20 protein-coding genes are annotated in these 25393 nt (G+C 61.1%); 16 read left to right on the top strand and 4 right to left on the bottom strand.

Annotated elements, in window-relative coordinates; genetic code table 11:
* Window positions 1-210: 210 nt before the first annotated feature.
* The 5 genes from ACH6CX_RS10330 (at window position 211) to ACH6CX_RS10310 (ending at window position 5569) form a co-directional block, all read left to right on the top strand.
* Window positions 211-543, top strand: coding sequence for a DUF1820 family protein (locus ACH6CX_RS10330; RefSeq protein ID WP_233006011.1), 333 nt, complete (start codon window positions 211-213; stop codon window positions 541-543).
* Between the two features lie 274 nt (window positions 544-817).
* Window positions 818-2191, top strand: coding sequence for a hypothetical protein (locus tag ACH6CX_RS10325; protein ID WP_233006010.1), 1374 nt, complete (start codon window positions 818-820; stop codon window positions 2189-2191).
* Entirely contained in the window at window positions 2191-2976 is a 786-nt protein-coding gene (locus ACH6CX_RS10320) for a hypothetical protein (protein WP_233006009.1), read from the top strand. The genes ACH6CX_RS10325 and ACH6CX_RS10320 overlap by 1 nt, the downstream gene beginning before the upstream one ends.
* Before the next feature lie 131 nt (window positions 2977-3107).
* Window positions 3108-3899 (top strand): UDP-2,3-diacylglucosamine diphosphatase, encoded by a 792-nt coding sequence (locus ACH6CX_RS10315; RefSeq protein WP_237064020.1) that lies wholly within the window; start codon window positions 3108-3110, stop codon window positions 3897-3899.
* Window positions 3896-5569 (top strand): lysophospholipid acyltransferase family protein, encoded by a 1674-nt coding sequence (locus ACH6CX_RS10310; RefSeq protein ID WP_233006007.1) that lies wholly within the window; start codon window positions 3896-3898, stop codon window positions 5567-5569. The genes ACH6CX_RS10315 and ACH6CX_RS10310 overlap by 4 nt, the downstream gene beginning before the upstream one ends.
* A gap of 110 nt (window positions 5570-5679) precedes the next feature.
* Here ACH6CX_RS10310 and ACH6CX_RS10305 read toward each other — a convergent pair whose 3' ends face one another.
* From ACH6CX_RS10305 to ACH6CX_RS10295, 3 genes are all read right to left on the bottom strand, one after another.
* On the bottom strand, window positions 5680-6954 hold the full coding sequence (locus tag ACH6CX_RS10305) for an aminotransferase class I/II-fold pyridoxal phosphate-dependent enzyme (RefSeq protein ID WP_237064018.1): 1275 nt from the start codon (window positions 6952-6954) through the stop codon (window positions 5680-5682).
* A 101-nt stretch (window positions 6955-7055) separates the two neighbouring features.
* On the bottom strand, window positions 7056-7949 hold the full coding sequence (locus tag ACH6CX_RS10300; RefSeq protein WP_237064016.1) for a DUF6279 family lipoprotein: 894 nt from the start codon (window positions 7947-7949) through the stop codon (window positions 7056-7058).
* A 207-nt stretch (window positions 7950-8156) separates the two neighbouring features.
* The gene (locus ACH6CX_RS10295; protein WP_233006004.1) at window positions 8157-9470 is read right to left on the bottom strand and encodes a substrate-binding domain-containing protein; all 1314 of its coding nucleotides are present in this window, start codon (window positions 9468-9470) and stop codon (window positions 8157-8159) included.
* A gap of 345 nt (window positions 9471-9815) precedes the next feature.
* Here ACH6CX_RS10295 and nagK point away from each other — a divergent pair, with 345 nt between their 5' ends.
* Genes nagK through ACH6CX_RS10275 form a run of 4 tightly spaced genes read left to right on the top strand, consistent with a single transcriptional unit; the run spans window position 9816 to window position 14346 of the window.
* Window positions 9816-10760 (top strand): N-acetylglucosamine kinase, encoded by a 945-nt coding sequence (nagK, locus tag ACH6CX_RS10290; protein WP_233006003.1) that lies wholly within the window; start codon window positions 9816-9818, stop codon window positions 10758-10760.
* 24 nt (window positions 10761-10784) lie between these two features.
* Window positions 10785-11828 (top strand): glucosamine-6-phosphate deaminase NagB-II, encoded by a 1044-nt coding sequence (gene nagB-II / locus ACH6CX_RS10285; protein ID WP_233006002.1) that lies wholly within the window; start codon window positions 10785-10787, stop codon window positions 11826-11828.
* A 34-nt stretch (window positions 11829-11862) separates the two neighbouring features.
* A complete protein-coding gene (gene nagA / locus ACH6CX_RS10280; protein WP_396675383.1) occupies window positions 11863-12993 on the top strand; it encodes an N-acetylglucosamine-6-phosphate deacetylase in 1131 nt (376 codons plus the stop codon).
* A gap of 36 nt (window positions 12994-13029) precedes the next feature.
* On the top strand, window positions 13030-14346 hold the full coding sequence (locus ACH6CX_RS10275; RefSeq protein ID WP_396675382.1) for a sugar MFS transporter: 1317 nt from the start codon (window positions 13030-13032) through the stop codon (window positions 14344-14346).
* Window positions 14347-14522: 176 nt separating this feature from the next.
* On the opposite strand, the gene ACH6CX_RS10270 is transcribed toward ACH6CX_RS10275, so the two are convergent.
* Window positions 14523-15572 (bottom strand): LacI family DNA-binding transcriptional regulator, encoded by a 1050-nt coding sequence (locus tag ACH6CX_RS10270; RefSeq protein ID WP_233005999.1) that lies wholly within the window; start codon window positions 15570-15572, stop codon window positions 14523-14525.
* 375 nt (window positions 15573-15947) lie between these two features.
* Between ACH6CX_RS10270 and pgi the strand changes: the two genes are divergently transcribed.
* The 7 genes from pgi (at window position 15948) to pyk (ending at window position 25049) form a co-directional block, all read left to right on the top strand.
* Window positions 15948-17612 (top strand): glucose-6-phosphate isomerase, encoded by a 1665-nt coding sequence (gene pgi / locus ACH6CX_RS10265; protein WP_396675381.1) that lies wholly within the window; start codon window positions 15948-15950, stop codon window positions 17610-17612.
* A 23-nt stretch (window positions 17613-17635) separates the two neighbouring features.
* Window positions 17636-19453 (top strand): phosphogluconate dehydratase, encoded by a 1818-nt coding sequence (gene edd / locus ACH6CX_RS10260; RefSeq protein WP_233005997.1) that lies wholly within the window; start codon window positions 17636-17638, stop codon window positions 19451-19453.
* A gap of 72 nt (window positions 19454-19525) precedes the next feature.
* A complete protein-coding gene (gene zwf, locus ACH6CX_RS10255) occupies window positions 19526-20986 on the top strand; it encodes a glucose-6-phosphate dehydrogenase (protein ID WP_233005996.1) in 1461 nt (486 codons plus the stop codon).
* A 58-nt stretch (window positions 20987-21044) separates the two neighbouring features.
* A complete protein-coding gene (gene pgl, locus ACH6CX_RS10250; protein WP_396675380.1) occupies window positions 21045-21758 on the top strand; it encodes a 6-phosphogluconolactonase in 714 nt (237 codons plus the stop codon).
* Between the two features lie 51 nt (window positions 21759-21809).
* Window positions 21810-22442 (top strand): bifunctional 4-hydroxy-2-oxoglutarate aldolase/2-dehydro-3-deoxy-phosphogluconate aldolase, encoded by a 633-nt coding sequence (locus ACH6CX_RS10245; protein ID WP_237064008.1) that lies wholly within the window; start codon window positions 21810-21812, stop codon window positions 22440-22442.
* A gap of 70 nt (window positions 22443-22512) precedes the next feature.
* On the top strand, window positions 22513-23547 hold the full coding sequence (gene gap, locus ACH6CX_RS10240) for a type I glyceraldehyde-3-phosphate dehydrogenase (protein WP_233005994.1): 1035 nt from the start codon (window positions 22513-22515) through the stop codon (window positions 23545-23547).
* 65 nt (window positions 23548-23612) lie between these two features.
* Window positions 23613-25049 carry a pyruvate kinase gene (gene pyk / locus ACH6CX_RS10235; protein WP_396675379.1) on the top strand — a complete coding sequence of 479 codons (1437 nt, stop codon included), beginning with the start codon at window positions 23613-23615 and terminating at the stop codon, window positions 25047-25049.
* The last annotated feature ends 344 nt before the right edge of the window (window positions 25050-25393 follow it).

The raw sequence follows: 25393 nt of genomic DNA, 5'->3' as shown, positions 1-25393 counted from the left end.
CCTGTGCTATTCTTGCGCGCTTTTTCCGGGATGGTCCAGGCGCAGGGGAAGCAATGCTTCGCGCTGGGGCCATCCACCAGCCATGGATGGCTGGGCCCGAGACTGGCCGAATGTCCGCTAGTCGCGCCAGGGACGGTGAGTGAGCACTGCGGGGAGATCCCCGTACCAAAAGCAGAATCCGCGAGGGACAACCTCCATCCTGGGAACTCTATGGCGAATCCGATCTACAAAGTCATCTTTCACAACCAGAACCAGGTGTATGAACTCTACGCCCGGGCCATCTACCAGAGCGATATGTACGGCTTTATCGAGGTAGAGGAATTTGTTTTCGGCGAAAAGTCGCAGTTGGTAGTGGATCCCAGTGAGGAGAAGCTCAAGACCGAGTTCGCCTCGGTGACCCGTTCCTACATCCCCATGCACAGCATCGTGCGCATCGACGAGGTGGAGAAAGAGGGCACCGGCAAGATTGTCGAGGTCAAGGGTGACAAGGTCGCCAAGTTCCCCTTCCCGAGTCCCATGCAGCCGCCGCAAGACGGCGAGTGAACTCCGGCGGCACCGGTGTGCCGCCCCGCAGCTTCCCGTTTCCCCCATACCCCGTTTCCATTCAGGCCTTATACCGCTCTCCCCGTCAGCGATGGGCAACCGGTCGTCGCGCCCCGGCGGCCGAATCGACCCGGCGCCGCGAATCAGCACTATTCTTGAAGAATAAGGGATGCGTGTGTCGCTACCCTCCGGGTGCCGTTGCCAGTACCGGCACCGCAGTGGTCGGGCGCAGCGCGGATACCTAAATGTAAGGGATGTCTTTTAGGTGACGGATATGGCCTCAATACCTGCGACCAAGGCTGCCATCTCAACCCTCAAGATCGAGCAGCGCGTCGAGCGGGATGTCAAAGCCGGCATACCCGAATCGGACCGGAACAGTCACACCGAGAGCGAAGAAAGCCTGCGCTCCTATGTCACCAGTGAGATCATCGGCCGTGTCCACCGGGAGCGGCAGGCGGCACTGGACGAACAGGCCGAACGTCGCGGTGAGGCCAAAATCCGCCAGCACTACCAGGAACTGCGAAATACCGGCCGCACTATCCACCAGCGGCTGGCGAACCGCTTTGCCCTGCTGAGCCGGGAAATGGAAGGTGCCGCCGCGACGGTATCTTCGACACGCATGGACCTGGAGATATTCCGGCTCCGCAACGGACTGACCCGGGACGCGGAGTACCGCGAGTCGAGGATCCTGCATTTTTCCGTGATTTTCTTCGTGGTGATCCTCGAGACCGCCCTCAATTCCTTTTTCCTTTCGAAAGGCAGCGAGCTGGGACTGGTGGGGGGCTTCTTCCAGGCCTTTATCATTTCCCTGGTGAACCTGGGCCTTGCGGCGTTCCTGGCCTTCACGCTGCGCAACCTGTTTCACGTCAGTATCCTGAGGAAGAGCCTGTTCCTCTGCCTGTTCCTGGGCGCGGCAGCGCTGACCACCCTGTTTGTACTGGGCGTGGGCCACTACCGGGAGGCTCTCGAGGCCGACCCGTTTGCGGCCTCGGGCTTGGCAGTCGCCAGCCTGTCGGGCCAGCCGCTGGGCATCCGCGATTTCAATTCCTGGATCATGGTGATTGTCAGCGGTATGGCGGTAATGCTGCTGGCGGCCAAGTTCTTCCTGGTTGACGATCGGTATCCGGGCTATACGGCGGTGACCCGCCGGCACCGGGAGGCCCGCCGGCTCTGGCTGCAGCGCTGTGCCGATGCTTTCCGCGAGGTTGGCAGGGAGGCCGAGGAGACCCGGCGGGAAGTGTCCGGGAGAGAGCAGGAAATACGCTCGGAGTTTATCGATTTCAAGGCAAGTATCGAGCGCAGCGAGCATATCCGCCGGCAGTACGAGGAAGATATCGTCAAGGCCCAGGGGCTGCTCGACGAGCTGATCCGCCACTACCAGTCCCATGCCGAGCGCATCACCAACCGGCGCGCCGCCTATTTTGGCAAGCTGCTGCAGGTGGAGCTGGAAAAACTGCCAAAGCTGAATACCGCCGGGCTGGACCAGCACCGGGAGGACCTGTCCTGTTTCGAACGGGTCATTGCAGGCCTCGATGAGGAATATGCCGCGGCCATGGAAGCGATCAGCGAGAAACTCGAGAGCATCAATGGGCAGATCAATGCCGCCATCGAGCGGATAGAGCAGGACAAGGGACTGAGTGGGGTTTAATGAGGGAGATATTCAGTCGCCTGTCCGGCGATGACAGGAAAGGCCTGATGGTGGCGGCGCTCGGTGTCGTGATCCTGGCCGCACTTGCGGTAACCGTCGTGCGGGTGATCAATGCACCGGAGAATGACTACGACCGTAAAACGCTGTGTAATACGAGCCTGCCGCGCCCCCTGCACCATGTTTTTATCATTGATGTTTCTGACGCCCTGTCGGATTACCAGAAACACTTCCTCCGCACGCATATATCCGGTGTGCTGGAGCAGGCCGCGGTAAACGACCGCTTTACCCTCTTTGTCCTGGATGAGAAGTACCATGGACTCTCCGAGTCTGTAGTGGATATCTGCAAGCCCGAAACCGCCGACGCCGTCAGTGCACTGACCGCAAACCGCGCCTTTGTCGAGCGACTCTACCTGGAGCGCTTCGAGCAGCCACTGGACCGGGCTATCGCGGAGGTGGTTGCCGCCGGTGACCAGGAAGTGTCGCCGATTTACGAGGCGCTGTCGGATGTGGTGGCGCTGGATCGCCTGGATGGCCGGGCACAGGAGGTACACCTGACGATTGTCAGCGACATGATCCAGAACTCCAGGGCGGGGTCCGTGTTCAGCAGTGGCTCGGCTGCCATCGACAACCTGCCCCTGATCAACCTGAGGAGGGCGCGGACGACGGTGCTCTGGCTGGATCGGGAGAAATATCGCCAATACCAGACTACCGAACTCCAGCGCAGCTGGCAGGATTACCTGGCCAGTGTTTCCCGTTTTGAGCAGATAGAGCGGGTGCGCAACTAGGCCCTTGCCAGGCACAGGCGAGGCTGGCGCGAGCCCGCAGCTGTTACGCGCAACATAACCGTCAACAAATCGCCCCTGTAATGTAAAAAATATCCTGCAAGTTAGTGCAAACCGCTACTTGGGGCCTTGCAATGAGTAACCGCTACCGCGCACTGTGGATTTCCGATGTTCACCTGGGCAGCCGGGACAGTGAACCCCAGCGCCTGGCCGACTTCCTCGCCCAGCACCGCGCCGATACCGTCTACCTGGTGGGCGATATCTTCGATATGAAAGCACTTTCCCAGGGTAAGGGCAGCTGGTGCAAGGCTTCCACCCTGTTGCTGGAGATACTATCTGAAATCAGCAGCAGTACGCCCGAGGTAATCTATGTGCCGGGCAACCACGACGCCCCCATGCGGAGCTGGGCCGGCAAGCGCCTGGGTAATATCCGCATCGAGCGGGAGTGGGTGCACGAGGCCGCCAGTGGCAAGCGTTACTGGGTAACCCATGGCGACCAGTTCGAGCACCATATCAGCATCAATCCTGTCAGTTACCATATCGGTGACCAGAGTTATTACCTGATGTTGCGCTTCAATCGCTGGATCAATTACTGGCGCAGCCGTTTCGACCTGCCCTGGTGGTCGCTGGCCAATCACGTCAAGAACCGCGTAAACGCGGCGCGGCGAATGATGAACCGGTTTGAACAGGTGGCTGTCCGCGAGACCGCCAGCCGCGGCTACGATGGTGTGATCTGCGGCCATATCCATCGTGGGGCGGTTCGCGATGACCGGGTTGGGGATAACGTAGTCACCTACGCGAATTGCGGTGACTGGGTCGACTCCATGAGTGCAGTCGTGGAGCAGCGTGATGGCAGTCTCGAATTGCTGCACTGGCGGCGCGCCCCGAAAATCGCCCATATCATGACCGAAGTGGTGGCGGCATGATCCAGCTGGACAGCCTGCTGGCCCGCAACCCATGGTTCAGTGCCGCGCCGCAAAAGCCCGCCCGACGGCTGGCTTCAGCCACGCTGAAGATAATATGCTGCGAACAGAAACTGCAGGAGTTTGGGCGCCTCTACCCCCACCTGGGCGGCCTGGACTTTATCCGGCAGGTGTTCGCCCACTTCAATTTCCACTATGACCTGTATCCCGGCGAGCTGGAGCGGATCCCCAGGGACGGCCCCCTGGTGATTGTATCCAACCACCCGCTGGGGAGCCTCGATGGCCTGGCCCTGATCGACATGGTGGCGCGAGTGCGTGGCGATGTGCGGGCGGTGGCCAGCCAGTTGCTGTGGAACATCGAGCCCTTGCGCCCATACCTGTTGCCGGTCGACAATTTCAACGGGCGCACCCGGCGGGCAGACGTGGAGGGGATTCACCGGCATCTTCACCGGGGTGGTGCGGTTATTGTTTTTCCCGCCGGCGAAGTCTCGCGCCTGACCCCGAAGGGCGTGCGTGACGGTCGCTGGAATCCGGGGTTTGTCCGCTTTGCCGCCAGGGCCGGGGCGCCGATCCTGCCGGTGCAGGTGCGTGGCCGCAACTCCCTGTGGTTCTACGGCCTGTCGATGGTCAACAAACCACTATCGACCCTGTGGCTGATCCGCGAAATGTTCAAACAGGCCAGCCGCAGTATCGACATCCGTATCGGCAGCCCGGTGGAGGCGGATTATTTTCGCCAGTGGCCGCTCACGCCCCCTACCCAGGCGCGCCTGTGGCGAAAGCATGTCTACCAGCTGAGTCATTCCCCGCGCCCTCTGGGGCCCGAGCCGGTTGCCGCACCGGAAGCAGCTGGAAAAGTGGCCGCGGTCATCCGCCAGTGTGAAGCGCTGGTGGAGCAGGGCGGCTTTACGGTCCGGTTGTACCGCCAGCAGCCAGACTGCCCGGTAATGCGGGAGCTGTCTCGCTGCCGCGAGGTGTCATTCCGGGCTGTGGGGGAGGGCACTGGCCTGAGCCGCGACTGGGATGCCTTTGACGCGCACTACGATCACCTGCTGCTGTGGGATGAAGACGCCCGGCAGATTGCCGGCGCCTACCGGCTTGCCAGCACCGACAGCTTGCAGCCGGAGCAGGTTTACAGCAGCACCCTGTTCAATTATCCGCGCCCGCCGCAGGAGTGCCTGCCCGGCTCGGCGGAGCTGGGCCGCAGTTTCCTGTTGCCGGACTACTGGCGTGGCCGCGGCCTGGACCTGCTCTGGTGCGGTATTGGCCAGTGGATTGCCAGGAATGATGTGCGTTACCTGTTTGGCCCGGTATCAATGCCGGGCACATTCACGGTGCGGGCCAAGTCCGCGATCGTGCGTTATTTCCTGCACCACTTCTCCACCGACAACCCGCTCGGCGATGCGCGCCTGCCGTTCGAGGAGGTCCGGCAGGACCTGCCACCCCTGGTGGGCAGTGCCGGAGAGGATATGCTGCAGCTCAAGCAGGTCCTGAAGCAGGAGGGTGTTTTGCTGCCGCCGTTGTTCAAGAAATACACTGCGGTGACCACTCCCGGGGGGACCAGTTTCCACGCCTTCAATGTGGATCCGGATTTCTGTGATTCGGTGGACGGGCTGGTGGTGGTGGACCTGCAGAAAATGGACCCGAAATTTTCCCGCAGGTACCTGGCCGGCTGACAGCGGCTTCATTGCCCGGGTCACCGATATCCGGCAGAACCAGCAAAACAAAAAGGGGCGCCGCTGCGCCCCTTCTTGATTGGCCGGGTGTCGTTCCGGTGGCGGAAGGGTCAGGCCTGCTGCAACTGCACCCGTACGCTGGCCAGCTTGATGCACAGCACCAGTACCGACATGGCGGTATCCAGTTCCTCCAGTGGCGGGAAGCTCGGGGCGATACGGATATTGCGGTTCTGCGGGTCCTTGCCATAGGGGAAGGTGGCACCGGCCGGGGTGAGCTTTACCCCGGCCTCGGCGGCCAGCTTCACTACCTCAGTGGCACAGCCGGGACGCGTGTCGAAGGAAACAAAGTAACCGCCGTGGGGTGTTTCCCACTCGCCCAGGTCGGAGTCGCCAAAGGCGTCCTGCAGGTGCTTCAGCACACACTCGAACTTGGGTTTGAGGATATTGGCATGCTGCTGCATATGCTCTTTTAGCAGGGTGAACTCAGGAAAGAGACGTGAGTGGCGCAGCTGGTTTACCTTGTCCGGGCCGATCGTCATGGCCTGCATCTGCTGCTTGAGCGAATCCAGGTTCGCCGGGCTGGCGCTGACAAAGGCGACGCCGGCGCCGGCGTGGGTGACCTTGGAGGTTGAGGCAAACTGGAGCACGGAGTCGGCGGTGTCATTTTCGATCGTCGCCGAGCGGATGCTGGGGAGGTTGATATGCTGGTCCAGGTCGTGGATGGCATAGGCGTTATCCCAGAATATCCGGAATCCCGGATTGGCTACCTGCCCGAGTTGGGCCAGGCGGTTGACCGTATCCTGGTCGTAGGTGACGCCGGTGGGATTGGAGAACTTGGGCACGCACCAGATACCGATAATGTCCTGGTCCTCGCGCACCAGTTTTTCCGCCGCATCCATATCCGGGCCGGTCGCTGTCATCGGCACGTTCACCATGCCGATGCCCAGCTGCTCACAGATGGTGAAGTGGCGGTCATAGCCGGGGACCGGGCAGAGGAACTTGGGTGCCTGCAGTTCGCGCCAGGGCGTGGTGCCGGCAAAACCGAACAGGTAGCCGGTAAGCACTGCGTGGTACATGAGGGTTAGCGAGCTGTTGCCCCCGGCGAGAACTTCTTCAGTGGGCACCTGGAGGATGTCTGCCCCCAGGGCGCGGGTGCAGGGCAATCCCTCCAGGCCACCGTAATTGCGGGTATCGATGCCGTCCGGCGAGCGGTAATCGCCATTCAGGATACCGTCCAGCTTGTCGGAGAGGTGCAGCTGATCCGCGGATGGCTTGCCCCGGGTCAGGTCCAGGTTGAGTTCGTGTTGGCAGATACGCCGGTACTGCGCCTCCAGTTCCTGTTCCCATTCCAGTAACTGGTCGCGTCTGGCGGAGTCGATACGCACGTTCATCCCTCGTATAGCTGATAACTGAGGTGGCGAGCTTAGCAGGCCGGCGCCGTCGCCGTCAGCAACTATTGATGGCGCGGCGTTCGTTACAGTAGTAATTATTGCGCGCTGAGCGTGCGAAAGTCCCGGGCGTATTCCCGCAATGTGCGGGTCAGGTGATTGCGCTGCCGGTCAGTGATGGTGGCGAAGATCTTTTCTCCCAGTTGCCGCGCCCGGCGCTGGCGTTCCTCCTGCAGCTGGCGGTACTCCGCGGACCAGAGTTGCTGGGGGTTGTCGATCAGGTCCCGCAGTTTCTCCTGGTAACCTTCGGGGCGACGCCATAGGAGGTCGAGAAAGGCTGCCTGCCACTTCTGTCGCTGCTGGTCCCGGAGCAGGGGGTTATAGGCCACCTGGTGCACCCAGGCAGAGATCAGTTGTTCCTGTTCATCATTCAGGGAGCCCAGCCAGCGCTCACTCTGCTTGCGAATGCGTTTCCTGCGCTTCTGTTCGATTTTTTCCGGGGACTTCTGCCACTTCTCCAGGCTCTCCTCACGTTTCTCGCGCATTTCCTGCGCCAGTTCGCGCACCTGGTCCCGGGTGAGAGTGGCGCTGAGCGGCAGGAGCAGGTCGTAGAGCTGGGCGCTGGAGGTCTCCCAGAATTCCTCGAGTTGTGCCTCTACCGCTGGCAGGTCTTCGGGGCCGAAGTCGCGTGAATCGACTCGTGCTGCCAGTTCTTCCAGGGAATCTGCATAGCGGGGGAGCTGGGTGCGCCGGTGCCAGATGTGAAACTGGTCCAGTGACTGTCGCAGCATCAGCTCCTGCCGGTCATTGAAATCCACATAGTCGTCAATCTGCCAGCGCATCCAGCGGTCGAGCTGGTTGTACGCAAACTGGATGCTGGAACAGCTGGCCAGCAGCAACAGGCAGCTAATCAGTAGTGTCCGGCGCCATCGCCGGCCACCACCGGTACCTCGTCCTGCCTGGAAAAGTCGGTAGTCATCGACACCGTACATTGTTCACGCCTTCTGCTGTTATCCCCGGTGAGCCATTGCCCGCGCACGCATAGGTCCCACTGGTAAGTCTACTCAATCCAGGACAAGACGGACGCTGGCAGACCTGCTGCCTGCGTATGCTGGATAGCATTGGACAGAAACGCGGCCCATCGATTCACATACGTGCGGTAAAGTGGCGTGGATTGGCAGGTAATCGAGGCCGGGCCGCTACCGGATCCAGACCTCGACGCGGCTGTTCTTGAATGGCGCCTGGCCGGCATTGGCTGCGAGGGGGGCGAAGGCACCCAGTGCCATTACATTGATATTGCTGATGCTGTGCTCCCGCAACAGCGCCCCGCGGACTTTCAGTGCGCGGAAGCGGGAGATGAGGTCGGTAATATTGCTGTTGGAACCATGGTCAGAGAACCCCACCAGGGTCAGTTCCAGCTCCCGCTCGGCCTGTTGCAGGTAGTCTTCCAGTCGTCGCAGGTCCTTGAGGGCGCGGTTGTCCAGTTCGGCACTGCCGTCGGCAAACCGGAACGAGATACTGAGGCGCTGTGCTTCACGCATCAGTGCCTGGTAGTCGCCGGGTGCGTTCGGGTAAGGCGTTATTTCCAGGGCGACCGGTGACAGGTTGATGAAGCCGGTGTCCGCGACCAGTGCCTGGCCGGCGGCCGACTCAACATAACGCAGGAAATCCTCCACTTGCGGGTGGTACTGGGCCGGATTGCGGTACAGGTAGAGGCGTCGGGTCAGGGGAAAGTCTTCTGTGGCGACAATGCCCCGGTCTGGCACTACCGCAGCCAGTTGTCCCGCCTTGATGGCAACCTTCTTGACGCCTGTGGCATCCGCGAATGGTAGATAGCCAATCGCACCGGGCCTGGACATCACCAGTTCACGGGTCTCGGCATTGCCGGAGACCTCGTAGACATGGGGCTCTGCCTGTCGGCTGCCGCCAAAGATTTCACTGTCGAAAGTGGCGCGGGTACCGGATTCGATATCCCGGTGCAGCGGGTATACAGGCTGGTCTGCGCCGCCTAGTTCGCGCCAGTTGCGGATCTCGCCGCGATAGATGCGCTGCAACTGCTCGATGGTGAGCTGCTGTACCGGGTTCATCGGGTGCACGGAAACCACCAGGGCGTCGAGGCCAATGACATGTTCCGCCGCAACCCCGGTCATATCGCCAAAACGTGCCAGCCGGTTAATTTCCGCCGGCTTTATTCTCCGCGAGGCCATACCGATGTCTGCGCTTCCCGTGTCGAGGGCCTTGAAGCCGGTGCTGGATCCCCGCGCGATGATCGGTACTTGCACACGGCGGCCCGAGAGCTCGGCGGTTATCCAGTGTTGCTCGCCGGCACTGCGCTGGTCGATGCGCCTGCCACCCAGGCTTTCCAGGTAACCGCGGACCAGGGCGGGGCCCAGTTCGGCACCGATGGTATTGGAACCGGTAAGCCTGAACAGGGTCTGTGTCTCCAGGGCGGTGACGGGCAGTGCCACCAGAACCATTAGCAACGCTACACCCAGCTGCGTGAAAGCCCCCATTGATAAATCCCCTCTATCCTGCTTTATGCTTCAAGGCGCCTCCCTGTCCGACCGCCTGCCAGCGGGGAAAGCGGACGCTGTTATCGCAGAAAAGTGTGACAGGGTCGTTGCGGGAAGGAGGCGGTTTGTCACGTGCGTGGCACAGGGAGGTTACGCGGGGTGAAGTTTGCCGCCCGAGAGCGGAATTTTTCCCAAAAAGGGGATGACAACGCTGTCATGCGTCCTGTAGTATGGTTTTTATCGTATGGCACCGGCGCCCCGTGCGCCGCTCCTGCCTCCCGGGGGATTTGGGAACGGGTAGGGGAAGAGATACATAACAAAAGAAATTCTTAGAGGCCGATTGAGATGGTTGCTTCGAGAGATAGGGAACTCCTTTATATAGGTATCGATGGCGGTGGCAGCAAATGCCGCGCTTCAGTCGTCGACAGCGATAACCGTGTACTGGGTACAGGAGTCGCAGGTCCCGCCAATCCCCTGCATGGTTACGCACAGACGATAGATTCTGTGGTGCGGTCCGCCTCCCTCGCCCTGGCAGATGCCGGCCTGTCCGCAGACCTGTTGGGTGAGCTGGTGGCCGGTGTAGGGCTCGCCGGGGTCAATATGCCCAGCCTCTACAACAAAATGGCCTCCTGGTCACACCCCTTCCGCAAAATGTACCTCACCACCGACCAGCATTCGGCATGCCTGGGTGCCCATCGTGGCGGCGAGGGCGCAGTGATTATTGCCGGTACCGGATCCTGTGGTTATGCCTGGGTCGGCGGGCGCGCGGAAGTCCTGGGTGGTCACGGTTTCCCCCACGGAGACAAGGGCAGTGGTGCCTGGATGGGCATGGAAGCGGTGAAGTACCTGTTCCTCGCCCTCGATGGCCTGGCGGAGGACTCGCAGCTGAAAGACGAGCTGCTGCGCGTCCTGGAGAGCAGTGACGCCAACGACGTGTTCGAAAAAATTGGAGGCAAGTCCTCCAGTCACTACGCTCGTCTGGCAGTGCAGGTGGTTGAGTGTGCGGAAGCCGGTGATCCGGTAGCCTCCGCGATCATGCGTGATGGTGCGTCCTATATCAGTGACCTTGCAGACAAGTTGCTGGAATTCAATGCGCCGCGCCTGTCGATTATTGGCGGCCTGGCGCCGCGCCTGCGGCCCTGGCTGGCGCCACACGTGGTCGAGCGACTGGCGGATCCGCTGGACCCGCCGGAAATCGGATGCGTGCACTTCGCGCAGCAGTCGATGGCAACGGAAATCAGTGCCGGGGAGACGGCCACAGAAGCTGAGGGCAAGGCCCTGTTCGGTTAACAAGCAGAGAAGCTCGAGAATATTATGACTGCAGGAAATCCCGCCGAGGCAACACAGGTAGGTAGCACCATGGTCAAGACGGTTATGGAGATGGAGGCCCGCGAGGCGCCGGACAGGATCGCCGAACAGCTACAGGCCAACGCCGGCGTCATGGCAGAGCTCGGTGAGCGGCTGCGGCGCCAGCCACCGCGCTTCGTAATGATCGTCGGGCGCGGCTCATCGGATCACGCCGGGGTGTTCGCCAAGTACCTGATAGAAATCGAGACCGGTGTTCCCACCTTTGCCGCGGCCCCGTCTGTTTCCAGTGTGTACGGCCGCAAGCTGAAGCTCGAGGACGCGCTGGTGCTGGTAATTTCCCAGTCCGGCCGCAGCCCGGACATCCTGGCGCAGGCGCGCATGGCGAAGGAGGCAGGTGCCTACACCGTGGCACTGGTAAATGATGAATCGGCCCCGATCAAGGATATCGCCGACCTGACAGTACCGCTCAAGGCTGGCCCGGAAAAGGCGGTGGCCGCCACCAAGAGTTACCTGGCGACGCTCTCGGCGGTGCTGCAGCTGGTGGCCAACTGGACCGAGAGCGACGACTTGCTGGCCGGGGTGGACGCACTGCCGCAGGTCCTGCGCGACGCTGTCGACGCGGAGACCCAGCTGCGCCCGGAGGACCTGGCCGCGGTGAAAAACCTGGTGGTGCTGGGGCGCGGCCCCGGTTACGGCATTACCCGTGAACTTGCTCTGAAGTTGAAGGAGGTCTGCAACATTCACGCGGAATCCTTCTCCAGTGCGGAGTTCCTGCACGGGCCGGTCACCCTGGTGGAGCAGAAGCTCACCGTGATCAACGTACCGATCGAGGACGAGTCCTTCCAGGCACACAGCGAACAGATTGCCGATATCATCCGCCGTGGTGGCACCCTGATCAACCTGCATGTGCCCAGCCAGGGCGTACACCCGCGCGTCGCGCCCCTGGCCCTGCTGCAGCGTTTCTATATCGATGTGGCTCATGTGGCGGTCAGTCGCGGGATCAACCCGGACGAACCTGCCGGCCTCAAGAAAGTCACCCAGACGGTCTGATGACAGGGCGCTGTAAGCGGATTTGGAGATACTCGTGAGCCAGGTGTTGGTAGCCGAACAGTTATTCGACGGCGAGCAGTTACATCGGGATGTAGCCCTGCAGGTTGATGGCGAAGGCCGGATTTCCAGTGTGGGAGGCCCTGCGCCGGAGGGGGCACAGCGGCTGCGGGGCCTGCTGGCCCCGGGCCTGGTTGATGTCCAGGTCAACGGTGGCGGCGGTGCACTGTTTAACAATGAGCCTACCGTGGAATCACTGGTCAGAATGAGTCGCGCCCATGCGCGTTATGGCACCACCGGTTTTATGCCCACGCTGATCACGGATGAAATCGAGGTGATGCAGCGGGCGGCGGACGCCGTAAGTGCTGCACTGCGAGAGGGCGTGCCGGGCGTGCTGGGTGTGCATTTCGAGGGGCCCCACCTGAGTGCGCCCAAGAAGGGTACCCATGAAGAGCGTTTCATCCGGCCGCTGACCGACGGGGAGCTGGCCATCTACGCCCGTGACGACCTGGGGATCAAGATGGTCACCCTGGCCCCTGAAAATGTTGTGCCGGAAGATATCCGTAAGCTGGTGGACCTTGGAGTGAGAGTCTGCCTTGGCCACTCGAACGCCGATGGCGCTACCGCCGCTGCGGCACTGGAGGCCGGGGCCACCGGCTTTACCCACCTGTATAACGCCATGTCGCCGCTGCACTCGCGCGAGCCGGGCATGGTGGGTACGGCCCTGATCAGCGACGACGCCTGGTGTGGCCTGATTGCGGATGGCCACCACGTGAGCCCTGAAGCCATGATCCTGGCGCTGAAGGCCAAGCCGCGGGGCAAGGTCATGCTGGTCACCGATGCCATGTCCCTGGTGGGCAGCGAGGAGACGAGCTTCCCGCTGTTCGATCGCACGGTGGTGCGGCAGGGCGACCGCCTGACCTCCACCACAGGAGAGCTGGCGGGATCACACCTGGATATGATCAGCGCGGTGCGCAACATTCGCGACTGGTGCGGTGTCGAGTTGATTGAGGCGCTGAGGATGGCCTCGCTGTACCCGTCACAGTTTCTCGGTTTTGCGGGCGGGAAGATTGCGGCAGGTGTGCGTGCAGACCTGATTTTGTTGAATGGCGATCAGCGGGTCACGAAAACCTGGATTGCCGGACAGGAAGTCTTTTCCGCCCAGTAAACAGACTTGTAATTATAACGATAAAAGGTGCTCCCTATGGAAACTGCAGTTCTGAGCCAGAACGAATCCCGCAGCAGCCTGTTGCCCATGGCAATCATTGGCATGCTGTTTTTTATTTTTGGTTTTGTGACCTGGCTGAATGGTTCACTGATCCCGTTTCTCAAGGTGTTGTGCGACCTGAATGAGTTCCAGGCGCTGTTCGTTACCTTCGCCTTTTATATTGCCTACACCGTCATGGCCCTGCCGATGTCCTATATCCTGCGCCGGACGGGCTATCGCGACGGCATGGCTATCGGCCTCGCGATCATGGGCGTGGCCGCACTGGTTTTTATCCCCGCGGCGCAGACGGGTAGCTATCCGGTATTCCTGCTGGCCCTGTTCGGCCTGGGTGCAGGCCTGACCATCCTGCAGACCGCCTCCAATCCCTATGTGGTCAAGGTGGGTCCGGCGGAGAGCGCTGCCACGCGCATCGCGGTAATGGGCATCATCAATAAGAGCGCCGGTGTCCTGGCGCCGATCGTGTTCACGGCGCTGGTGCTCTCGGGTCTCGCCGATTTCAATACCGAGGCGATCTCCAGGCTCGGTGAAGCGGAGCGCGCGGCACGGCTGGAAGAGGTTTCCAACCGCCTCATCATGCCTTATGTCTATATGGCGGCATTGCTGTTCATGCTGGTGGCACTGGTGAAGCTGTCCGGACTGCCTGATATCGAGGAAGAGGAGAGCGAGGACAGCGAGACGAAATCCGGCATCCTGCAGTTTCCCCAGGTAGTGCTCGGGGCGCTGGCGCTGTTCACCTACGTGGGGGTGGAAGTAATTGCCGGCGACACCATTGGCCTTTACGGCGAGCGCCTGGGCCTGGCCAATTATGCCTCGCTGACTTCCTACACCATGGTATTTATGGTGATCGGCTACCTGGTTGGGGTGGTCGGTATCCCGCGCTATATCAGCCAGCAACAGGCGCTGCTGGGCTCGGCCGTTGCCGGTAGCCTGTGTGTTATGGGGGTACTGTTCGGTTCATCCGAGAGCACGGCGATTGCCAGTATCCTGTGGGGCTGGTCGGGTATCCCGGTGGTGCCGGACACCGTGACCTTTGTCGCCCTGATGGGTCTGGCGCATGCCCTCTGCTGGCCCGCAATCTGGCCGCTGGCGCTGGAAGGCCTGGGCCGCTTTACCGCCCAGGGCTCAGCGTTGCTGATCATGGGTATCGCCGGTGGTGCGATTATCCCGCTGGTGTTCGGCAAGATGGCGCACTTTGCAGACAATACCCAGGTGGGCTACTGGGTGGCACTACCCTGTTACCTGTTTATCCTTTTCTATGCCCTCAAGGGGCACAAGATGCGCAGCTGGAGCTGACCCGCGTCAATCAGTTTTGTTTTCTCATCGTTGTAACCTTTGGTTCTCGTGACTTCGCCCTCCACTGGAGGGCTTTTTTATGCGTGGGGAATCGCCTCGATGCGCCTGTGGGGCCGGGGCCGTGAAAGCGGGATATGCCCGGGCGCCCGCTGGTGCGGGGCCCGGGGATGGCGAGATTATTCCGCCGGTGCGGGGCCGCTGGAATCGCGCACCACCAGCTCCGGAGTGAACTCCCGCTTGATGCCCGCCTCCTTGCTGGCCGAGCCGCTCTCGGCAGCGGTATGGCCCCTCGCCTTGCTCAGCACCAGGGCGGCAGCGCACTTGGCAATTTCATTGTTGGGCTGGTGGGCGGTGGTGAGTTTGGGCCAGGTCTGCCTTGAGAAGGGGCTGTCCTCAAAGCCGACAATGGAGAGCTGCCCCGGAATATCGATATTCATCAGCCGTGCGGCAAACAGGGCGCCGGCCGCCATTTCGTCGTTACTGGCAAAGATGGCGGTGGGCGGGTTGTCCTGGCCCAGCAGTTTTTTTGCTCCCTGCACGCCGGAGTCGAACGAGTACTCCCCTTTCAGGACCAGGTCATCCTCGACCGGGATCCCGGCCTGCTCCAGGGCCTGGCGGTAACCTTCCAGGCGGCCGTAGGTCGAGACGTGCTCTTCGCCACCGCAGAGGAAGCCAATGCGTTTATGGCCCAGCTGCAAGAGATGCTGGGTCAGGTCGAATGCAGCTGCGGTATCGTCCACCTGGATACAGTCCTCGCTGTCCTCGAGGTCGGCCGTCTTGGAGACAATACGGACATAGTCCACATTGAGCTTCTTGAGAGTGTCGATGACAGAGGGAGTTTCCGAGAACGGCGGGGTGAGGACCAGGCCGGCCACTTTCGAGTGCAGCACCAGGTCTTCCAGCTCCTGGTATACGGATTCCGACCGGGAGTTGCTGGGGTGGATCAGCAGTTCGTACCCCCGTGCCTTGCAGGCATCCAGGATACCGTTCTGCATGTTGATGACGTAGTAGGCGTTGGGGTTGTCGTAGATCAGGGCAATGGTATAGGCCCGTGATCCGGCCAGGTTGCGTGCCGCCAGGTTGGGCTGGTAGTGGAGCGCGTCCACCGCATCCTGCACCTTCTTCCTCGTGGCGGGGCGGACCGAGGGCTCATTATTGATAACGCGCGAAACCGTTTTTATGGATACGCCGGCGCGAGCGGCGACATCGTTGATGGTAACTTTCATTGGCGGCGGTCTTGTCCTTGGTCCCGGTTGCCGGGACTTCCATTCCGGGGCCTTCCCTCTCAGGCGGCGTATCGTCCCAGTCTACCAGCAATTCCCGGGTGCTTCGCGTGCACGGTTTTGAAGGGTTGTGTGCCCACGGCGAGGACCGGGAGCAGTGTCGGCGATGGGCCTGCCGGCTTTGTGAAGTATTACTACAAAAAACGCGCCGACCGCCTGTCGCGGATGTTCTGTTTCGGTTAGTATGACAGCGTTGTCATCCGATTTTGACCGTTTGGCGCCCCGGTTATGCCGGCGTGTCGACCAGGGTGGCAGCCAGGAAATAAGAATTGCCGTCCCGGCCTGGGCGCCGGCGATAACAGAAAATAGGGGGCAGCCATGGATATCACCACATTGCCGGTCTGGCACAAACTGCAGGTGCTCGCGGGGGAAATGAAGCAGCGGAAACTGGCGCAGATGTTTGCCCGGGATCCGTCGCGTGCCGACCGTTACTCGCTGGAAACACCGCACTTCCTGCTTGATTACTCCAAGAACTTCATCGATGAGCAGGTGCTACAGGCGCTGCTGGAGCTCGCGCGCGAGACCGGCCTGGAAGACTGGCGGGAAGCAATGTTTGCCGGCGAGCCGATCAATCGCACCGAGGGACGCCCGGTACTGCACACGGCCCTGCGGGGTTCTGCAGGGCCGTCTGTCACAGTTGATGGTCAAAATGTGAGCAGCCAGGTCGAGGCGGAGCTGGCACGCTTGAAAGAGTTTGTAAATTTACTACATAATGGCGACATTCGCGGATGCGGCGGCTCTCCTGTTACCGATGTGGTGAATCTTGGGGTTGGGGGGTCGCACCTGGGGCCACAGATGGCGGTGGAAGCGCTCAGGCCATACTGGCAGGGCAAGATCCGGGTTCATTTCGTCTCCAACGTAGACGGCGCCCAGCTGGAAAACACGCTGGAGGGGTTGCGACCGGAGACCACACTGTTCCTGGTGTCATCAAAAACTTTCACCACCGTCGAGACACTGACCAATGCGCGCAGTGCACTGGCCTGGCTCGGCGAGCTGGCACCCGAGGCGGAGCTGTTGCGGCGCCACTTTGTGGCGGTGACAGCGAGCCCGGACAGGGCACGGGAATTCGGTATCCCTGACAGGTTTACCTTCCGGTTCTGGGACTGGGTTGGTGGGCGCTTCTCGCTCTGGTCCGCCATCGGCCTGCCGCTGGCGATTGCGGTCGGCTTTGGTGGGTTCCGTGCAGTGCTGGATGGTGCGGCAAGTATGGACCGGCACTTCCGGCAGGCGCCGCTGGCAGAGAATGCGCCGGTGCTGATGGCGCTGGTGAGTTTGTGGAACTGCACTTTTATGGGCTGGCCCGCCCAGACGGTATTGCCCTACGAGCAGGCGCTGCACATGTTGCCGGCGTACCTGCAGCAGGCGGAGATGGAAAGTAACGGTAAATCTACTACCAGAACGGGGGAGGAGGCGGCTTACACCACCGGCCCCCTAATATGGGGACAGCTCGGCATCAACGGCCAGCACGCTTTTTACCAGTACCTGCATCAGAGCCCGGAAGTGGTTCCCGCTGACTTTATTGGGAGCACACGGCCCGGGCACAGTCTCGGGGCGCACCACGAAATCCTGCTGGCCAATATGTTTGCGCAGAGCCAGGCCCTGATGACCGGTGTGAATCGCGAGCAGGTGGCTGCCGAGCTGGGTGAAAAGGGGCTTCCGGCCCAACAGGTGGAAGAACTGGTGCCCTTTAAAGAGCACCGCGGGAATCGGCCGAGCAACACCGTGCTGCTGCGCGGGCTGGATCCGCAGTCTCTGGGGGCTCTGGTTGCACTTTACGAGCACAAGGTTTTTGCCCAGGGTGTTGTGCTGCAAATTTATTCTTTCGACCAGTGGGGCGTGGAACTGGGTAAAGGCCTGGCATCGGCACTACAACCGAAGTTACGGAGTGGTGACCTGGCCGGTGAGGACAGTTCCACCGCGCGCCTGATCAAGTACTACCGGCGGGCGAACCCGGGGAGTGAAGCCCGGGAGTTTGCCGGGTAAATACACAATAGAGCAGAAAGTTTATGGTACACAGCAAGGTTCAAGCGGTTACCGAGCGAATCATCGAGCGGAGCGAACAGACCCGCGCGGAATATCTGGCGCAGGTCGAAAAGTCGCATATCCAGGGGCGGGCGGCCAGCCACCTTTCCTGCGGTAACCTGGCGCACGCGATCGCGGCTTCCAGCCAGGAAGAAAAGAACCTGATTGCCTCTGGCCGCGGTCCCAACCTGGCAATCGTCAACGCCTACAATGACATGCTTTCGGCACACCAACCCTATGGTGCCTATCCCGACCTGCTGAAACAGGCCGCGGCGCGCAACGGTGCTACCGCGCAGGTGGCGGGTGGTGTGCCCGCCATGTGTGACGGTGTGACCCAGGGACGCACCGGGATGGAGCTGAGCCTGTTTTCCCGGGATGTCATCGCCATGGCCACGGCCATTGCGCTGTCGCATGATGTCTTTGAAGGCAGCATGTACCTGGGCATCTGCGACAAGATTGTCCCCGGGCTGGTGATCGGTGCATTGGCCTTTGGCCACCTGCCGGCGATATTTGTCCCGGCGGGTCCCATGCCTTCCGGGCTCCCCAATCCGGAGAAGGCCCGGGTGCGGCAGTTGTACGCCGAGGGCAAGGTGGGCCGCGAGGAACTGCTGGAGGCCGAGAGTGCCTCCTACCACAGTCCCGGTACCTGCACCTTCTATGGGACCGCCAACAGCAACCAGATGCTGGTGGAGATCATGGGGCTGCAGCTGCCGGGCAGCTCATTTGTCAATCCGGGCACGGAGCTGCGCAACGCACTGAACGATGCGGCAGTGAAGCAGCTGGTAAACATCACCGAGCCGAGCCAGCATACCCCGATTGCGAAAATCCTCAGCGAGAAGACGTTCGTCAACGGTATCGTCGGGCTGCTTGCCACCGGTGGCTCCACCAACCATACCTTGCACCTGGTGGCGATGGCGCGCGCTGCCGGTATCCAGATCACCTGGCAGGATATGGCCGAGCTGTCCGACGTGGTGCCACTCATGTGCCACGTCTACCCGAATGGTGTGGCGGACATCAACCACTTCGCCGCTGCCGGTGGTATGCAGTTCCTGATCCGCGAATTACTCAGCGCCGGCCTGCTGCACAATGATGTACACACAGTACTGGGCAACTCCGGGCTGAAGCCTTACTGCCACGACCCCTTCCTTAACGATGACAAGACCGATGTGGTCTGGCGCCCGACGGTCGAGGAAACCGGTAATCCGGACATCATCCGCCCGGTCAGCGACCCGTTCTCCCATCACGGCGGCCTGCAGCTGCTTGAAGGCAATATCGGCCGCAGTGTCATCAAGGTGTCCGCCCTAAAGAACGACCAGCTGAAAGTAAAGGCGCCGGCTATCGTCATGAACAGCCAGGACGAATTGCTGGAACGTTTCAAGGCCGGTGAGCTGGAAAGGGATTTTGTCGCGGTGGTCCGCTTCCAGGGCCCCCAGGCCAATGGTATGCCGGAACTGCACAAGCTGACCCCGACCCTGGGTGTATTGCAGGATCGCGGTTTCAAGGTGGCGCTGGTGACTGACGGCCGTATGTCCGGCGCATCGGGCAAGGTACCTGCGGCGATCCACATGTCTCCTGAAGCTGCCGATGGCGGCTGGATTGCGAGGATCCAGGACGGCGACATCATTGAGCTGGATTCCGAGGCCGGTGTGCTGCAGGTGCATGTAGACGACGCCGAGCTGGCCGCGCGGGAGCCGGCAGAGCACGACCTGAGTGCAAATGGCCGGGGTATGGGGCGCGAACTCTTTAACAACCTGCGGGCCCTCGCCAGCGGCGCGGAAAGCGGCGCGAGCGTTCTCTACTAACCGGCGCCAAGAAGTCACGGAGCTTTTTAACGTGGGGCTCAAAAACTCTTACAGGATGGCAGAGCAAGAGACATGAATAATCCTTTTGACTTGGTGTTGTTTGGCGGTGTGGGCGACCTGGCCCTGCGCAAGCTGATTCCGGCCCTTTACCGTGCACACCTGGAAGGGGGCCTGGCCGAGGGCAGCCGCATCCTGCCGGTCTGCCGTCGCCAGGAGGATGTAGACAATTACCTGGACCTGGCCCGTGAGGCCCTGAAGACCCACCTGCGCAACGGGGAGTACAGCGAGTCGGTATGGAAGTCGTTCAGCAACCTGTTGCGTGCAGTGGCGCTGGATATTTCTGAGCCGGACGACAAGTGGGATCAACTCGGTGACATCCTGGGCGCCGGCGAGGAGCGGGTACGTCTGTTTTACCTGGCGATCCCGCCTGCTGTTTTTGGGCCCTGCTGCGAGAACCTCTCCCTGAAGGGGCTGATCCACGAGCAATCGCGTGTAGTGGTGGAAAAACCTCTGGGATATAACGCCCAGACTTCTGCAGAGATCAACGGCAAGATCGGCGAATACTTCCCGGAAAACCATATTTTCCGCATCGACCATTACCTCGGGAAGGAAACGGTCCAGAACCTGCTGGCACTGCGCTTCAGTAACGTGCTGTTCGAACACCTGTGGGATGCCAGCGTTATTGACCACATCCAGATCAGTATTGCCGAGACCGTGGGCCTGGAGGGACGTGCCGGTTTTTACGATGAGACCGGCGCGATGCGGGATATGGTGCAGAACCACCTGTTGCAGCTGCTGTGCCTGATTGCGATGGAATCCCCCAACAGCATGTCCTCGAAAAATATCCGCACTGAAAAAATCAAGGTGCTGGAAGCGCTGCGTCCGCTGGTTGGCGAAGCGGTGGAAGAAAATATCGTGCGTGGCCAGTATGTGGCCGGTGGCCTGGGCACCCAGCTGGTGCCCGGTTATCTCGAGGAGCTGGATGCAGCCTCCAGCAATACAGAAACATTTGTCGCCATCCGTGCCCATATCGATAACTGGCGCTGGGCGGGCGTGCCCTTTTACCTCCGTACCGGCAAGCGGATGGAGAAGCGCTGCGCTGAGATTGTGATCCAGTATAAGGATGTCTCGCACCGGGTGTATGGCGAGAGCGCTGGCAAGGTCATCCCGAACCGGCTGGTGATCCGACTGCAGCCCGAGGAGAGCATCAAGCTGGTGCTCATGTCCAAGAAAATGGACAGCCTGGAAATGGAACTGCAGCCTGCTGAACTCAACCTTTCACTGTCCGAAACCTACGACAGCTTCAAGAGTGACGCCTACAAGCGCCTGATGCTCGATGCGGCGGCAAACAACGCTGCACTGTTTATCCACCGGGAGGAAGTGGCGGCGGCCTGGGCCTGGGTCGACCCGATCATCGATCACTGGCGGGAAACCGATAGTCAGCCGGACCTGTACCGGGCGGGCAGTTGGGGGCCACAGGCTGCCAACGAGCTGCTCGAGGAGGACGGGCGGCACTGGTTTAACGCCCAGTAGCCACTTGCCGATAGAAATCAGAAATCAATTGAATTAACACCGATCGGGGCCCCAAGCCATGATGGTAGAAGAAAAGTTTTATCCGGATCGCGAACGCCTGGTGATGGCGCTGGCAAATGACTGTGCCAGCGCCCTGCAGCGGGGTATCAAGGAGCAGGGCCAGGCCACCTTCCTGGTCTCCGGTGGCAGTTCACCGGAGCCGGTTTATCAGGCGCTGTCAAAGCGGCCGCTGCCCTGGAGCCAGATCAATGTGGCCCTGGTAGATGAACGCTGGGTAGAGCCCGGGCAAAGCGGCAGTAACCACTCTTTTATCGAAAAGAGCCTGTTGCAAAACAACGCTGCCGAAGCGCCGTTCCTGGGCATGAAGAACGCTCACACAAGCGCGGCAGAAGGGCAGGCCGATTGTGAGCGCGCCTACGCTGAACTACCGCGTCCTTTTGACGTGTGCCTGCTGGGAATGGGAAGTGATGGCCACACCGCCTCACTCTTCCCGCATGCGGCGGGACTGGAGCAGGCCCTCGATGCGGATGCGGCTGAACTCTGCCGTGCCATTACCGCGCGGCAGAGTGAGGTGACTGGCAGCCACACCGAGCGCATGACCCTGAGCCTGGCCGCCATCCTGCAGGCGCGGGATATCAAGCTGCTGATTACCGGTGACGAGAAACTGAAAGTTTACCGCGAGGCACTGCTGGGTACGGACGAGCTGGAGATGCCGATTCGCAGCGTGCTGCGCCAGGGGCGGAAACCGGTCACGGTTTACTGGGCACCCTGATTGGCCGGGTCATCTGGTGGATTTGATAGATACAGAAATTGGGATTGATCAATGCAGAACAAATTAGGAGAAGTGCTGGCGCAGGCGGGTGTCGTGCCGGTACTGGTCATCGACGACGCCAAAGAGGCACTGCCCCTGGCCCAGGCCCTGGTTGAGGGTGGCCTGAATGTGCTCGAGGTAACCCTGCGCACCAAAGCTGCCCTTGCGGCGGTAGAGGAAATCGCCAAACACCTGCCGGATGCCCATGTGGGCACAGGCACCGTGATGAGTGCGGAGGACATTCGCCGTTCGGTGGATGCCGGGGCAACTTTCATGGTGAGCCCGGGGACGACCGAAAAGCTGCTGGATGCCGCCGCGGAATGCCCGGTACCGCTGCTGCCGGGAGCGGCCAGCCCATCCGAGGTCATGCGCCTGTACGAGCGTGGCTATCGGTACCAGAAGTTTTTCCCGGCGCAGGCCGCCGGCGGTGTGCCAATGCTGAAATCCATCGGCGGGCCACTGCCCCAGGTGCAGTTCTGCCCCACCGGTGGCATCGGTCCCGGCAATGCGACGGATTACCTGGGGCTGGCCAACGTGGTGTGTGTGGGCGGTTCCTGGATGGCGTCACCGGCCCTGGTGAAGGAGAAGAACTGGGACGAGGTTACGCGGCTGGCGCGTGAGGCTGCGGCACTGGGCAACGGATAGAAATTAACGGCGGGGTGCAGCCCCGCTGCGAGACGCGGTAGTAATAAGTTCAATAATTGAGGCTTGGGATATGAAAATCAGAATTGCGATCAATGGCTATGGCCGCATCGGGCGCAATGTCACCCGTGCAATTTACGAATCCGGCTACAGCGACAAAGTGCAGCTGGTGGCCATCAATGATCTCGCGCCGGTGGAGTCCAATGCGCACCTGACGCGGTTTGACACTATTCACGGCCGGTTCAATACGCCGGTGAGTGTCGAGGGGGACGCGCTTCTGATTGGCGGCGACCGTATCCAGGTATGCCAGGAGCGGGACCCGGCGCAGCTGCCGTGGAAGAAACTGGGCGTCGATCTTGTGCTGGAATGCACTGGCCGCTTTACGGGCAAAGAGGCCGCCTCTGCGCACATTACTGCGGGTGCCAAGGCTGTCTTGATTTCGGCCCCGTCCAAGGATGCGGACCTGACCGTGGTTTACGGCGTTAATGACGACAAGCTCACCGCCGAGCACAAGGTGGTTTCCAATGCGTCCTGTACCACCAACTGCCTGGCACCGGTAGCCAAGGCACTGCACCGCGAGCTGGGTATCGAGCGCGGCTTCATGACCACAGTGCATGCCTACACCAACGACCAGAATACCCAGGATGCGGTACACGCCGACATCTACCGTGCCCGTGCTGCGGCGGACAACATGATCCCGACCAAGACCGGTGCTGCGGCTGCAGTGGGCCTGGTATTGCCAGAATTGAAAGGGCGCCTGGACGGTATGGCCGTGCGGGTCCCGGTAAGCAATGTATCCCTGGTGGACTGCCAGTTTATCGCCGGCCGCGACACCACCGCCGAGGAAGTAAACCAGGTTATGCAGCAGGCGGCAGAGGCCAGCGGTGGGGTACTGACATACTGCGACCAGCCCCTGGTTTCGGTGGATTTCAATCACACCACCGCATCCAGCCACTTTGACGCCAACCATACCCGGGTCAACGGCAACCTGGTGAAGGTGATGGCCTGGTACGACAACGAGTGGGGCTTCTCGCACCGCATGCTGGATACCAGCCTGGCCATGGCCGAGGCGCTGAAACTCGAACGGGTTGCCGCAGAAACTGCCTGAGCAGGCGGCAACTCCAAAATATCCGCGCAGCGGAAACAACAGTCTCCAGAGAACGACAGCCATTTATGATCCGACACACTAAAATCGTCGCCACTCTCGGCCCGGGCACCGACAAGCCACACGTTATCGAGGAAATGATCCGTGCCGGGGTCAACGTGGTGCGCCTCAACTTTTCCCACGGCAGTGCCGACGACCATCGTCGCCGTGTCGAGGAAGTGCGCGCTGCCGCGGCCGCGCAGAACCGCCTGGTGGCAGTGCTGGGTGACCTGCAGGGGCCCAAAATCCGTATCGCGCGCTTTGCCAGCGGCAGTGTCTGGCTGGACAACGACGCCGAATTCACCCTGGATGCGGACTGTCCACCTGAAGGCGGCGACGAGCACCGCGTGGGTGTCGACTTCCCGTCGCTGATCGAGGACTGCGAGACCGGCAACATCCTGCTGCTGGACGATGGCAAGATCCGCCTGGAAGTGACCGGTGCCACGCCTACCAAGCTGTTCTGCCGCGTGTTGCAGGGGGGCAAGCTCTCCAACAACAAGGGCATCAACCTGCTCGGCGGTGGACTGTCCGCGCCGGCACTGACGGAGAAGGATTACCGCGATATCAAGCTGGCGGCTGAGCTGGACGTGGATTTCCTGGCAGTGAGCTTCCCGCGCTGTGCGGAAGACCTGGAAACCGCCCGCCGCGCAATGGAAGAGGCCGGTAGCCAGGCGGCAATCGTGGCCAAGGTGGAACGCGCTGAAGCAGTTGCGGATGACGACACCATGGACAGCCTGATCCTGGCCGCCGACGTGATCATGGTGGCTCGTGGTGACCTGGGTGTGGAGATTGGCGACCCGGCACTGATCGGCGTGCAGAAGAAACTGATCAACCGTGCCAATGCCCTGAACCGTGGTGTGATCACCGCGACGCAGATGATGGAATCCATGATTACCAGCCCCACGCCCACGCGGGCCGAGGTCATGGACGTGGCCAATGCGGTGCTGGATGGCACTGACGCGGTGATGCTCTCGGGAGAGACTGCTGCGGGTGATTTCCCGATAGCCGCAGTGGAGTCCATGGCCGAGGTGATCGTGGGTGCGGAGCAATACCTGGGCAGCGTGCCGCGCCCGGCGGTAGAGCGGGGGGCGTCCGAGCGTATTGATACCGTGATTGCCCAGGCCGCCATCGACGCGGCGGCGCGGGTTGAGAACCTGTGTGCGATCGCCGCGCTGACGGAATCCGGCCGCACGCCGCGTCTCATGTCGCGGGCCACCACGCGCCTGCCGATCTACGCCCTGACCCGTCACCCGCGCGTCGCGCGCCAGTTGGTGCTGTTGCGCGGGGTAGAGCCGGCGGAATTCGATCCGGCTCCGGTACCTCTCGGCCACCTGACCGAGTCGATTATCGAAGTCCTGAGTTCCCGGGTCGACCTGCAGAAGGGCCAGCGAATCCTGATTACCCAGGGTGAGCGGCTTAATGTCGGTGGTCACACCAGCTCGATGCGGATTAAAGAGATTGAGTGATATTTAGCCAACAACGCTGGCCGGGCGGAACAGGAGTTGCGCCCGGCTTTCCCGGTATTGCGGCTCTCTGCCCGGAAGTTGATCATCCTCCGCCCCACAGGCCAATCCCTCCCCAGATTTTCCCCAGACATCTTTGCTTGCGTAAGTGACTGAAGCGAAAACAATTTTCAGAAAGTTGTGTATTTTTTAGTCGCTTTTCGCGCATCTCCTGTCCGTAATTGACGGTTGTTTTGCCCGCGGGGCAGTAGCTTTTTATTTTTTTTGTGTGTATCTTCGAGCGTGTAGATGACAGCGCTATCATAAAACGGAATGACAGCGCTATCATTTAGGCGGTACAAGGTGAA

This window comes from Microbulbifer sp. JSM ZJ756 (assembly GCF_044383805.1).
Classification (GTDB): domain Bacteria; phylum Pseudomonadota; class Gammaproteobacteria; order Pseudomonadales; family Cellvibrionaceae; genus Microbulbifer; species Microbulbifer zhoushanensis.
Note: the sequence above shows the minus strand (reverse complement) of the source record. Positions and strands in the feature narration are given on the sequence as shown.